The sequence below is a fragment of the Sphingobacteriales bacterium genome, assembly GCA_016719635.1.
Classification (GTDB): Bacteria; Bacteroidota; Bacteroidia; order Chitinophagales; family JADIYW01; genus JADJSS01.
The window spans coordinates 85,458-97,908 of record JADJYT010000009.1 but is presented as its reverse complement, the minus strand read 5'-3'; the positions used below and the strand labels follow the sequence as shown (position 1 = coordinate 97,908).

At 41.3% G+C, this 12,451-nt stretch carries 15 protein-coding genes; 3 read left to right on the top strand and 12 right to left on the bottom strand.

The window, feature by feature from the left end; genetic code table 11:
* Positions 1-94: 94 nt before the first annotated feature.
* From rfbA to IPM95_12990, 3 genes are all read left to right on the top strand, one after another.
* Positions 95-955: a glucose-1-phosphate thymidylyltransferase RfbA gene (rfbA, locus tag IPM95_13000; GenBank protein MBK9330187.1), complete on the top strand. Its 861-nt coding sequence runs from the start codon at positions 95-97 to the stop codon at positions 953-955.
* A gap of 71 nt (positions 956-1,026) precedes the next feature.
* Complete coding sequence (galE, locus tag IPM95_12995; protein ID MBK9330186.1) at positions 1,027-2,049, top strand: UDP-glucose 4-epimerase GalE; 1,023 nt, start codon at positions 1,027-1,029, stop codon at positions 2,047-2,049.
* A gap of 161 nt (positions 2,050-2,210) precedes the next feature.
* Entirely contained in the window at positions 2,211-2,627 is a 417-nt protein-coding gene (locus IPM95_12990; protein MBK9330185.1) for a hypothetical protein, read from the top strand.
* Between the two features lie 54 nt (positions 2,628-2,681).
* On the opposite strand, the gene IPM95_12985 is transcribed toward IPM95_12990, so the two are convergent.
* The 12 genes from IPM95_12985 to IPM95_12930 all read right to left on the bottom strand — a co-directional run bounded on the left by IPM95_12985 (position 2,682) and on the right by IPM95_12930 (position 12,429).
* Entirely contained in the window at positions 2,682-3,986 is a 1,305-nt protein-coding gene (locus IPM95_12985) for an ABC transporter permease (GenBank protein MBK9330184.1), read from the bottom strand.
* 80 nt (positions 3,987-4,066) lie between these two features.
* Entirely contained in the window at positions 4,067-4,972 is a 906-nt protein-coding gene (locus tag IPM95_12980; GenBank protein MBK9330183.1) for an ATP-binding cassette domain-containing protein, read from the bottom strand.
* A 61-nt stretch (positions 4,973-5,033) separates the two neighbouring features.
* Complete coding sequence (locus IPM95_12975; GenBank protein MBK9330182.1) at positions 5,034-5,828, bottom strand: T9SS type A sorting domain-containing protein; 795 nt, start codon at positions 5,826-5,828, stop codon at positions 5,034-5,036.
* The gene (locus IPM95_12970) at positions 5,756-6,049 is read right to left on the bottom strand and encodes a hypothetical protein (GenBank protein ID MBK9330181.1); all 294 of its coding nucleotides are present in this window, start codon (positions 6,047-6,049) and stop codon (positions 5,756-5,758) included. Before IPM95_12970 ends, IPM95_12975 begins: the two co-directional genes overlap by 73 nt.
* A gap of 64 nt (positions 6,050-6,113) precedes the next feature.
* Positions 6,114-7,274, bottom strand: coding sequence for a molecular chaperone DnaJ (dnaJ, locus tag IPM95_12965; GenBank protein MBK9330180.1), 1,161 nt, complete (start codon positions 7,272-7,274; stop codon positions 6,114-6,116).
* 71 nt (positions 7,275-7,345) lie between these two features.
* A complete protein-coding gene (locus IPM95_12960) occupies positions 7,346-7,909 on the bottom strand; it encodes a nucleotide exchange factor GrpE (GenBank protein MBK9330179.1) in 564 nt (187 codons plus the stop codon).
* 110 nt (positions 7,910-8,019) lie between these two features.
* A complete protein-coding gene (locus tag IPM95_12955) occupies positions 8,020-8,577 on the bottom strand; it encodes a TlpA family protein disulfide reductase (protein ID MBK9330178.1) in 558 nt (185 codons plus the stop codon).
* A 24-nt stretch (positions 8,578-8,601) separates the two neighbouring features.
* Positions 8,602-9,555, bottom strand: a complete 954-nt coding sequence (locus IPM95_12950; protein ID MBK9330177.1) for a T9SS type A sorting domain-containing protein — start codon at positions 9,553-9,555, stop codon at positions 8,602-8,604.
* Between the two features lie 55 nt (positions 9,556-9,610).
* Entirely contained in the window at positions 9,611-10,855 is a 1,245-nt protein-coding gene (locus IPM95_12945; protein ID MBK9330176.1) for a hypothetical protein, read from the bottom strand.
* 52 nt (positions 10,856-10,907) lie between these two features.
* Positions 10,908-11,183, bottom strand: coding sequence for a hypothetical protein (locus tag IPM95_12940; protein MBK9330175.1), 276 nt, complete (start codon positions 11,181-11,183; stop codon positions 10,908-10,910).
* Positions 11,184-11,307: 124 nt separating this feature from the next.
* Positions 11,308-11,487 carry a hypothetical protein gene (locus IPM95_12935; GenBank protein ID MBK9330174.1) on the bottom strand — a complete coding sequence of 60 codons (180 nt, stop codon included), beginning with the start codon at positions 11,485-11,487 and terminating at the stop codon, positions 11,308-11,310.
* 162 nt (positions 11,488-11,649) lie between these two features.
* Positions 11,650-12,429 carry an alkane 1-monooxygenase gene (locus IPM95_12930; GenBank protein ID MBK9330173.1) on the bottom strand — a complete coding sequence of 260 codons (780 nt, stop codon included), beginning with the start codon at positions 12,427-12,429 and terminating at the stop codon, positions 11,650-11,652.
* Positions 12,430-12,451 lie beyond the last annotated feature (22 nt).

Here is a 12,451-nt window from a genome sequence, read left to right as displayed (position 1 = left end):
ACATATTAATTTTATCGTCCTTTAGTGTGTATTTTTGTGCAATAATTATTAACAAACAGGATTCATTTCATCTTTTCTTTTTTAAAACAGACCAATGAAGGGAATTATTTTAGCCGGAGGCTCCGGAACGAGGCTATATCCGATAACCTATGCTATCAGCAAACAAATCATGCCGATTTATGATAAACCGATGATTTATTATCCGTTGTCGGTATTGATGCAGGCAGGTATTCATGAGATTTTAATTATCTCCACCCCGCACGATATGCCTAATTTTCAACGGCTGCTGGGCGACGGCAGAAAATACGGCTGTAACTTTCAATATGCCATTCAGGAGGTACCGAATGGACTGGCTCAGGCATTTGTGATAGGAAAGGATTTCATCGGCAACGACAAGGTGGCGCTGATTTTAGGAGACAATATCTTTTACGGCTCCGGCCTGGAAGATTTGCTGATAAAGAATAACGACCCGGATGGCGGCGTTATTTACGCCTACCACGTCTCCGATCCTGAACGCTACGGGGTGGTGGAATTTGACCATGAATTGAAAGCCGTTTCCATAGAAGAAAAACCGGAACATCCAACATCCAATTATGCGGTACCCGGATTGTATTTTTATGACAACGATGTGGTAAAGATTGCGGAGGAACTGAAACCGAGTCCGCGCGGTGAATATGAGATCACGGACATCAACAAAGAATACCTGAAACGAGGAAAGCTGAAAGTAGGCATCCTGGACAGAGGCACGGCCTGGCTGGATACCGGCACCTTCGATTCGCTGATGCAGGCTTCCCAGTTTGTACAGGTCATCGAACAACGGCAAGGACTTAAAGTAGGCTGTATCGAAGAAGTGGCATACCGCAAAGGATTTATTTCCGGGCAAGAGCTGCGCAATATCGCACAACCTCTGCTTAAAAGCGGTTACGGAGAATATTTATTGGAGATTTTGAAATAAAAAAACAACGGACATCCATTGTTGTGCTAAACAAGCGAGCATCCCATACAAGATTCAGGTAAATCAAGAGCATGAAAGTTATAGTTACAGGCGGCACAGGATATATAGGTTCACATACGATCGTGGATTTAATGGAAAACGGATTTGAGGTCGTCTGTATTGATAATTTATCCCGTTCCAAAGAATATGCGCTGACCGGTATTGAAAAGATAACCGGCAAAAGACCTGTTTTTCACCAAATTGATCTGCGCAGCAAGGCTGATACGCTGGAGGTCTTTGAGCAAAACAAGGATGCGGTTGGGGTGATTCATTTCGCCGCACTGAAATGTGTGCCGGAGTCGGTGGAGAAACCCCTGATGTATTATGCAAATAATATCGACTCCCTGCTGAATGTCATGATGAGCATAAAGGCCTTCGGTATTCCTAATTTTGTGTTTTCCTCTTCATGTTCTGTGTACGGCAATGCGGATACCTTGCCGGTCACCGAAGACTCCCCGATTAAGGAAGCGGAAAGCCCGTATGCACACACCAAACAAATCGGTGAAGTGGTTATAAAAAATTACGCCAAGGTCAACACGACACAAAACATCTTACTCCGTTATTTTAATCCGATTGGCGCACACCCTTCCGCTTATATCGGTGAAATCCCGATAGACCAGCCCAACAACCTGGTACCGTTCATCACACAAACGGCTATCGGCAAAACAGATGACCTGACTGTCTTCGGCAATGATTATCCAACACGAGATGGAAGCAATATCCGCGACTATATCCACGTTTGCGACATTGCCCACGCACATACCCAGGCGCTGCAGTATTTATTAGATAAAAAAAACAGTGACAACTGCGAGTTGTTTAATCTGGGCAGCGGAAACGGTGTAAGCGTCCTGGAAGCTATCCATGCCTTTGAAAAGGTGAGCGGCAAAAAATTGAACTACCGCATCGGCAACAGACGCATAGGTGATGTGGTCGAAGTATATGCAAACAATGAACTGGCTAAAACCAAATTAAACTGGCATTGTCAATATTCTCTGGAAGATGCCATGTTGTCTGCCTGGAACTGGGAATTGAAAATGAAAGAAATGGGCTGGTAGCAATGCCAACCCGCTAAAATATCATTTCCTTCCTATCTTTTATCGTCGCTTCAGGCTTTAGCGGTTTTCCCTGAATTTTATTTATCGTGTTATCCCCCGAAGGATGAGGTTATGTGATGAAATACCTTTACATCATTCATTAACGCTGTAAAAATAAAGTCATGAAAAATTCAATCCTCAATATCGCCACCTGCATCGTTGTATGCATATCCTCCTTCGGATTACAATCCTGCCAGAAAGAAAAAGAAGGAATTGTTCCTGTCAAGTATATTTCTACTTCAGTTGTCGGAAAATGGAGAGCTGTAAAAGGGACAACCACCATTGAACGCGAGTTCATAAAAAAATCTGCTGACAACAAAGGAACCGGTCACAACAAGGAAACCAAAGTAACTGCATCCAGAGTTGAGACGGTAATCACCTCCACCTTTGACTGGGAAATACAAGAAAATATTCTTCACTTCCGTATAATTGCAGATGAGTTTTTCTTCGTAAAAATAACAGACAATGGTAATCGGTTAATCCTGTTTGATGAGGTGCACAGAGATCAGGTGCTGTATACCTTTGAAAGGGTCAATTGATAAGAAAATGCACTATTCTGAGGCAAGTTAAACAGCCTCCTTTCTTGCTGCCGTTTAATAAAGGATCCACTTGCCGATTTCCTTAAAAGTGACTTTCTTCCCTTGAATTAAAATACCGACACGGTATATCTTAGCAGCCACATATATCATACCCAGTGAAGAAAACACCAAAATAAACATGGACAAAATCTGTTCCCACCATGGCACGTGAAACGGTATTCTCGTAATCATGATAATCGGCGATGAGAACGGCAGCATGGAACCCCAAAAGGCCGCAGATGAAAAGGGCTGCTGCAAGGTGACGGACATCAGCACCATCGAGATGATTATGGGTATCGTAATGGGAAATGTAAACGACTGCGCATCGCTGTCGTCTGTCATCGCTGCGCCAATGGCGGCAAACTGGGATGCGTAAAACAAATATCCGAACACAAAATAAAACACAAAACTGAACAGTATCCGAAGTATATTCAGCTCCTGAAAGGCACCCGTAATATCTGCAATGAGCCTGGTGCTTTCCGCCATATTCCCCATCTGGCTGCTTGTCTGCACATTTTGTACCGCCATCAGCTGGTCGCCCAAGAATAAACCGATTATGATCTGCACCACAAAGGTGAGCAAGCCCCACATCACAAACTGCGTCAGTCCAACGGCACCGATGCCGATAATTTTTCCGATCATCAGTTGAAATGGCCGGACACTTGTGACGAGTACCTCAACAATACGATTGCTTTTTTCCTCCGTCACACTCTTCATCACCATCGCACCATAAACAATCAGAAAAACATAAATAAGCAACCCGCATACATATCCGAAACCGCCCGCAATGGCAGCACTTCCCGTCTTTTTCTCGTCCTTGATTATTTTTTCTATGGAAATATCAGCATCCAGCTTATCAATAAGTTCCACATTATAATGTTCCCTTTCTAAGACCCGTTTACGGATTTCTTCCGTAATGGCCTCTTCAATATGGTGTTCGGTTGTCATTCCCAGCTCCACATCGGAATAATAAGTGATGCCTGACGGCTTATCAATATCCAGGGACGGAATATACAACAAGCCGTCGTAATCGGCATCCCGATAAATCTTCAGTAAGGTATCCAGGCTCTGAGGATTATTTGTAAGGTATTTAAAACGGAGACTTTCCCCGATGTCCAGCCCCCTGGATTTATCTTCAAATAAGCCGCTATCATCCTTCACCGCTATCGTCAGTTTTTCCTGCGCGCTGGTCGCAATCATGACCATAACAACCATTGTCACACCAATCAGCACAGGCAACAGAAGGGTTAGAAGAATAAATGATTTCTTCTTCACCCTCGTGATGTATTCCCGTTGTATGATATACCAGATTTTTCTCATTGTGTTGTCAGGTGTTATAAGTTATGTATTATAAGGGCTTATAATTGCTGTATTGCTTTCTTATAATTTGTATCTGATAACTATTCACTTTCTTTTACTGATTGAATAAAAATCTCATGGATGGACGGCAGCAACTCTGTCATACCGGAGATGCCCACGTTGTGCTGCAACAATATTTTCAGCATATCATTGGTGGTTTGATGCTCTTTCAGTTTTACAATCAGATGCCTAGATGTTTGCTCGGCAACCATTAATTGTGCGGCAACCGCATCATCTATAACTGTCTCATTCTTTAAATCAATTTTTATCAGGTTCTTTTTGTATTGTTGTTTTATATCCTGAACATTGCCATCCAGGATAATTTTTCCTTTATTAATCAGAAAAATATCCTCACAGATTTCCTCCACATTTTCCATCCTGTGGGTAGAGAAAATAATCGTCATTCCCTTCTGATGCAGTTCAAAAATTTCATTCTTGATAATCTCCGCGTTAATCGGATCCAGTCCGGAGAAAGGCTCATCCAGAATCAACAACACCGGTTCGTGCAATACTGTCGCAACGAACTGCACCTTCTGCTGCATTCCTTTCGATAATTCTTCAATCGTCTTGTATCTCCAGCTTTCTATTTCTAACTTCTGCAGCCAGTAATGAATCTTTTTCTCTGCCTCCTGTCTCGAAAAATTCCGCAGCCTCGCAAAATACAATAACTGCTCTCCTACCTGCATCTTCTTGTACATACCACGTTCTTCCGGCATATATCCGATAAGGTTCTGGTGTTTTTCAGAAAGTTTCTCGTTATTGAAAAATATCGAGCCTGAGTCAGGGAAAAATATCTGGGTGATGTTTCGGATCAGGGTGGTCTTTCCGGCTCCGTTCGGGCCTAACAGTCCGTAAATCGTATTGGGTTTCAATTGCAGGGAAACATCCTGCAAAGCCGGATTATCCTGAAACGACTTGGATATATGTTGAACGTCTAGGAGAAACATTTTATCTTTTATGCCTTACACAACTGCCGGGTTATCCGAAATGAAGTGTAACTGATCTCTATTACTTGACGAAAAAACGAACCGTGTTTGAAACAAGCTCCGACTGCAATCTCAGAAAATACATACCCCCCGGCAGCTCCGGTAATGTTACTTTTGTCTGGTGCATTCCTTTTGCCATTAATCCGACAGCTTCATCTGCGACCATTGCACCATTCATGTTAAATACAGAAACCCTGATGGAAGCAGATTCAGCGAGTGTATAATCCAGTGTTAAGGATTCAACTGCCGGGTTAGGGAATAATGTAAGTTTCTCCAGGGATGAATTCTTATTTTTTATCAGGGAGACACTCGGTGTTTCTATCACATTGCCAGATGAATCCACTATATAAATAGAGAAATTCGTGCCGTTCTGATTGCTGCCGGGTGCAAAAAAGCCGGAAGTCAGCGCTGTCGTAATCTGACCTCCAAGACCGGTGAGGCTGAATAAAAAGTAAGAGATGGTGAATCCGCCGTCAGCCGTATTCAATTTCAGTTTGAGAATGGTATCCTGCAAACTTACCGCCAACGCCTGATTCAAAGAATCATTGTCAATCAACAAGGTATTCAGCCCGTCATTGGAGTATAAATCAAAAGCAGGTGCATCGGTGCTTCCGTTTACAAAAGCAAGTGTGGTTTGTGCAACTGCCGGAACAGGAAGAACGGATTGGTCTATCACCACAATATTCAACAACACATTGACGCTATCAGGATTTTTTTGAAACGCCGTATCATTGGTCACACCGTTCAGTACAATAACATATTTCTTCCCTGCCGCCAATGTCTGTGCAACAGAAACGGACTTGGATGCATTTCGCATAGATTCAAAGAGAATCGTGTACGTAGAATCGCCGGCTGTAGAAATGAATGGTGTCGCTTTCCTGTAAGAAAGACTGTCTTTTTCAAATCGCCGTTCATAAATACTTTCACCGAACGCATGATGGAATCCGCAGAATTATTGATAAACTGCACCTGCACAGTCTGTGCCTGAACGGTCCATCCTGAAATGAATACGAGGAAGAGTGTAAATAGTTTTTGCATGCAACTATAAATTATAGCACTAAGATACAATAAATGTCAAGACCGGGTAGTTGAGAGGCGAAGGTTAATGAAAAAACTTATCAAAGAAACCTTTATTCTTTTCCTTTTGCGCCTGAGGACTGAAGTTCTTAGACTGCTGCAGTCTCTCCAGTAAGGCAGTTTCTTCCGGGGTCAGATCCTGTGGTGTAAATACCTGCACCTCCACGATCTGGTCTCCTTTGCCATAACCCTGTATGCTCGGCACCCCTTTTCCCTGCAGACGGAACAGCTTGCCGCTCTGGGTGCCTTTCGGAATTTTTATCTTTGCGCTGCCGCCAATGGTAGGCACCTCCGCCTGTGTGCCCAATGCAGTATCTGCAAAATTCAGATACAGGGTGTACAATACATTGGTGTCCTCCCTTTTCAATTCCGGATGCGGCACTTCTTCAATACTGATGAGTAAATCTCCTGGATACCCTCCACGGATACCTGCATTCCCTTTGCCATTCATGGACAGCTGGATGCCTTCGCTGACACCGGCAGGAACATCTATCGCTACCACCTCTTCGCCGTATACCCGGCCTTCTCCGCGGCATTTGGTACATTTATTGGTAATGATTTTTCCTTCGCCTTCACAGGTCGGACAGGTGGAAGTGGTGGCCATTTGCCCTAAAAACGTTTGTGTCACTTTTCGTGTAACACCGCTGCCATTACAGGTATTGCAAGTCTGATAAGATCCGCTGTCTTTGGCTCCGATACCATTGCAGGCATCGCAGGTGATGTGTTTCTTTACTTTTATTTTCTTTTGCGCACCTTTGGATATTTCTTCCAAATCCATCTTCACTTTAATGCGCAGATTGCTTCCGCGCTGTCCTTTGCCGCGTTCTCTTCTGCGACCGCCGCCGCCAAAAAAAGATTCAAACGGATTGCCATCGCCGCCGCCGAAAATATCGCCGAACTGAGAGAAAATATCGTCCATATTCATGCCGCCGCCATAGTTGCCGCCGCCCCCGAAACCGCCTGCCGCACCCTGATGGCCAAACCGATCATACCTAGCCTTTTTCTCCTCATTGCTGAGTACATCGTAGGCTTCCGCTGCTTCCTTGAATTTTTCTTCCGCTGCCTTATCCCCCGGGTTTCTGTCCGGATGATACTGCAATGCCAGCTTGCGGTATGCCTTTTTAATTTCATCCGCATCTGCCCCTTTGGACACTCCCAATACTTCGTAATAATCTCGTTTAGTCATATAGTTGGATGAACATTAGTTGTTTAAATAATCGGTTAGTTGTATAGTTTGAAAACAACCATACCGATTTATTATTTTCCCACCACTACTTTAGCATAGCGGATAATGGCATCATTCAATGTATAGCCACACTCTACCTCATCTATTATCTTTCCTTTCATTTCTTCACCCGGTGCAGGCACTTCGGCAATGGCCTCATGGTATTCCACATTGAAATCCTTACCGATGCTTTCAATTACCTTTAAACCTTTTTGCTGCAGGGTTTTCTGCATCTTTTCCTGAATCAGCTGCACTCCATTGGCATAATTCTCCGCATTGTTATCCTGTTCAAAGGATTTTTTAGCGCGTTGAAAATCATCCAGAACGGGTAATAACTCCCGTATAATATCCTGTCCGGCCGTTTTAAACAGCTCCAGACGTTCTTTCGCATTTCTTTTTTTGAAATTGTCAAATTCTGCAAACAACCGTAAATATTTGCCTTTTTGCTCATTAAGCTCCGCTTTCAGCACAGACAATTCGTCGTCTGCAGCAGTTGTTTCCTGATTCTGATCCTGACTTTCTGACTGATTCTGTACCGTTTCTGTAACGGTTTCCTCCTGTTGGGGTTGTTCAACAGTATCCTTTTCTTCTGACATACCTGGAATTTAAAAATCCTTTGACAAATTACCTGCCAAAGGATTTATTAAGACAATTTGACATTTATACTATTTGGGGGCTTTTTTTACGGAAGAAGACTTTCCTTTGCTCAATTTTTGTCCATGATTTGTTCCACCAGTTCATGATTGGGGTTGATGGCAATCACGAAGCCTGTTTCATCAATCAGCACGGTTTGCGGAATGGAACGAATCCCGTATTTAGAAGCTCCGTCCGAATTCCAGCCTTGCAAATCAGAGACATGGTTTTTCCAAACCAGCCCGTCATCTTTAATAGCCCGTTTCCAGGAATCCGCATTTTGATCCAGAGAAACACTGTAAACCGTGAACCCTTTGGTTGGAGATTTAAATTTTTTACCCAGATACTTAGTGTATGTAGCCACTACCTGCGGATTGTTCCGGCGGCAGGGGCCGCACCAGGATGCCCAGAAATCGAGCAGCACAACATATCCCTTCAGAGATGACAGAGCGATTTCCTTGCCATTCGGGTCTTTATATTTCAAATCGATGGCTTTTGTGCCGACTGCCGGCATTTGCGCATTTGCCGTCAACACAAATGACAGCGCCAATGCCAGAGATAAAACTATTTTTTGCATGTTTAAAAATTGGTCAACAAAGATAGACAAATTTTGTGCCTGAAAAAGAGGCATTAACCAAAACAACGTCAACTTCAATCATTCCACTATCAATTTTTCTGACACAGTTTCATATTCTGTCTTCAACACCATATTATACAATCCTGCAGCCAAACCATCCAACAACACAGGAATACTGCTGATAAACTGATGTTCCTGTTTCTGTTCATATACTGCTCGGCCGTTTAGATCATACAATGATATTGTAAGCGGAGATTTGTAGTCTGCAACAAATTCTACGTTAAAAATTCCTGAATTTGGATTAGGATACATTCTGCATCCTCCTTTATAAAATGAATTATTGCCTGCTTTTGACAATAGCAATACATATGTTGAAACCTTATTGGTTGATATTGGGATGTTAAAGTCAAAATAGATATGAGCTGTATTATTGACAGTTACACCTAAGCCAAGTCCTTGCTTCGGTTTCACTTTGTATGCAACAAAACCGTGGCTTCCTTCTTCATTTATAGAAGCTGGTGGTAATTGTATGTTATTGGAGGAAAATTTCAGGATATTTCCATTTAATAGCTGTACGGAAAAAGAATGCGAAGCATTTACCATTTCGAAGGTATTCCAATCCATATTAGTATCCAATGTATCGAGTATGACCACCTTGAATGCCGTATCATTGCCAATATTCTGAAAACGGACAACGTATGTAAGATATTCACCGTTATCTACCTCAGTAGGCGTTAGGGTTGTTCTCGATGTGCTGTATTTATAATTTGGTTCAAAAGAACCTACTACCACATCTTTTAACATTGCATAATTATCCAGAGACATAGTATCTCTTCTTGTACCTTCACTAAACACCCAGGCAACAAGGGTCAACGTATCATGAATATTCAATACAGGCGGTATGCTTGTTGTAGCAACTATGCTGATCTTGCGAAAATCATTTGCATTCAGGTTATTGAAGTTCCAGCTTAATGTGTCGCCATTTCGTATTGCCGGCGGATTAGAAGATTGGTACATCAACCGAGAATCCATTACTAATTTTACTGCGCCATTTACCTTATGCGTACCATAGTTGGCATACGTTATTTCATATCACACCCAATCTGGAGACAAAGGAATTAATCAAATTCACAGAAAGGTCTCGTACTGTATCGACCGGATGCAAGGCAAACAACAACGTATCTTTGTGCCCATAATCGGCATGCTCTGTAATTCTCGAAACAGGAACTACGGTAAAATAAGGAGTGGAAAGCTGCACTTGTGTTACCCAGCGACCTGTATCTACGTTATTGCATGTAAATAAGTTACCATACATATAATTAGCAACTAAACGATTGGCATTCTTTAGGCTATTCAGCATAGCTAAACGGTATAACACATCATTACCGTCATAAGCATTATTGTTATTGTAATCGATGTATGATGCACCGTATATACTATTTTTTATTATCTGAAGTTGAGATAATTGGATATCAAATCCTCCCAGCCTGCAAGTGTTTGCGCCATATAAATCAGACACTAGCAATAATTTACTGTTGTCATCAGGGTACGGAGACATATATTTTATGATATTACTATCATTGATTTTATTCAAATAAGCAAATTCTTCCACCCCTGTAATCAAATCATGCACAAACAACCATTGCTTATATACTCTGCTGCCTAAAGAATCAAATGACCCGAATATAAATGCAGAATACATCTTGTTACCATCTATCCTAACACCGTTTGTATAGGTATAAAGTAAGTTTATGTTATTGGGAAATGTATTATCCCACCACTCAATATATTCTGTTGAATTTATTTTCTCTGAATATAGTTTGTTAAATAAGATACTGCCATCCTTATCCAATTTAAGTAACCTATATACACCATCTGCTTTATACAAGATGAGTGTTGAACGATCTTTAAGGGTATACTTCAGGAAATCTTCCATATGGTCCGTTGTTGTATCAAATAATGTTTTATAGGCTATCTGAAAATTATCTGCATCATAACGGACAATGTAAAATTTTGTCTTTCCTATGCCACTGTCAAATTCAGGTATCCAGTTAATAAATCGTTCTACAAGTCCAATGCTATCTGCTTCTATACCCGGATGAGATACAATATCTACAATGGAGATATTATTCCCTTTAAGTGTATCTGTGTGTTGTTCTAGGGTGGACTTATTAATCCTCTGAATTTCATTGGAATTAGAAAAATAAAGCCGATCTGTATCCTCTTTTAGAAAAATAGAATTAAAATATTCGACTAAAGTATCTGACATTCGCCTTTTAATTGTTCCATTTAGATTATATTGTAACAATTCTGTTTTCTTTACATTAGACAAAAAAATGGATTTCTTGACGTTAAACTAACCCCCGCTATTATCGAATTATCGGCTAATGAACGGCAGTTACATTAATTACTTTTTCATCCGTAACATTTGTGTATACTAGTTTATAGTTCAACGTATCCGACCAAATGATGCTTCCTGTTGAATCAATATTATATATAACAACTGATGTGTCACGTACCACCCAAAACAAAGTAGTACCATTGTTTAACCACAGTACATTGTCTTTATATAAGTTCGCAAATCCCTCTCTGACAATATCGTATCTTTGATGTCCGTTCCCGTCAATAGAAAATACGGCTCTTATAAATACCGAAATCACTATCTAAAGTTGAAAGTCTTATTAGATATTGATGTTGATGTTGTACTAATTGCACAGACGCAAAGTTTGAAAAAGCATCTCCATATTCTATCCCATTCTATCTGATTGCTATTGTTTAATTTAATCAATCGAATTCTCGTTCATCCAGATTAGGTATACCACTATCAACGGAAGTTGTTATAACCAGAATAAGTGCTCCTTTATCTACGGTTTTCTGTACTTCCCAGATAATATCATCTGCATTGCCACCAACACAATATTGTGTTTCAATGTACTGAGCCATTAGCTGATCAGACACCAGCATATCAAAAACGGGTTTCAATAATTAAAAATAAATATATAATTCATTGGTTGATAATGGTTTTGAAACTAAATATTCTAATTCATTTATATAATCAAATACAAAAAATTCAGATTATATTTATAGAAAAACCACAGAACTGGTTATGGATATAATAAATAAAAATTATTCCACTTCTACCGGTGTTTCCAGAGATGTGACATACTCATCCGTCACTGTGGCATTGTGTTTTTCCACCAGCGGATTCATCACCTTAAACCACAGCGGGGGAATCAAGGCCAGTGGAATCATCGCCAGATAACCGGTAGGCATCTGCGGTGCATTTTCAAAATGCCTGAGAATCTGGTATTTTCTGCTCGGATTGAAATGGTGATCGCTGTGGCGGGTCAGTTCAAATAAGAAAATTCGTCCCAGCTCATGCCCGGAATTCCAGGAGTGATGTGGTTTTACTTTTTCATAAGAACCGTTAGGCAGTTGTTTTCGCATCAGGCCATAATGTTCTATATAGTTTACAATCTCCAGTAATAAAAAGCCTATAGTGGCGGAAGCAATAAAACCTACCATTCCCACCCAGCCGAATACGGCATAAATGGCGGCCACAAACAACACCTGAATTATCTGGAAACGCAGCATTTCATTGTGCAGCGGATTCCAGAAATTCTGTTTCATCTTTTTCAGGCGATGTGCTTCCAGGTGCCATGCAGACATCCAGGAACCGAATACTGTTCTTGGAAAAAAGGCATAAATCGACTCGTTCAGACGGGAAGTTGCCGGATCCAATGGAGTGGACACATTTTTATGATGGCCGCGGTTGTGCTCTATAAAGAAATGCATATACAGGGAAGTAAGCAATAATGCCTTTGACATGAACTGTTCATATTTTTTGGTTCGGTGTCCCAATTCATGGGCCACATTAATTCCCAACGCACCGCAGGCCAGTCCCATGGCAGTGGTGATTCCGACGTAC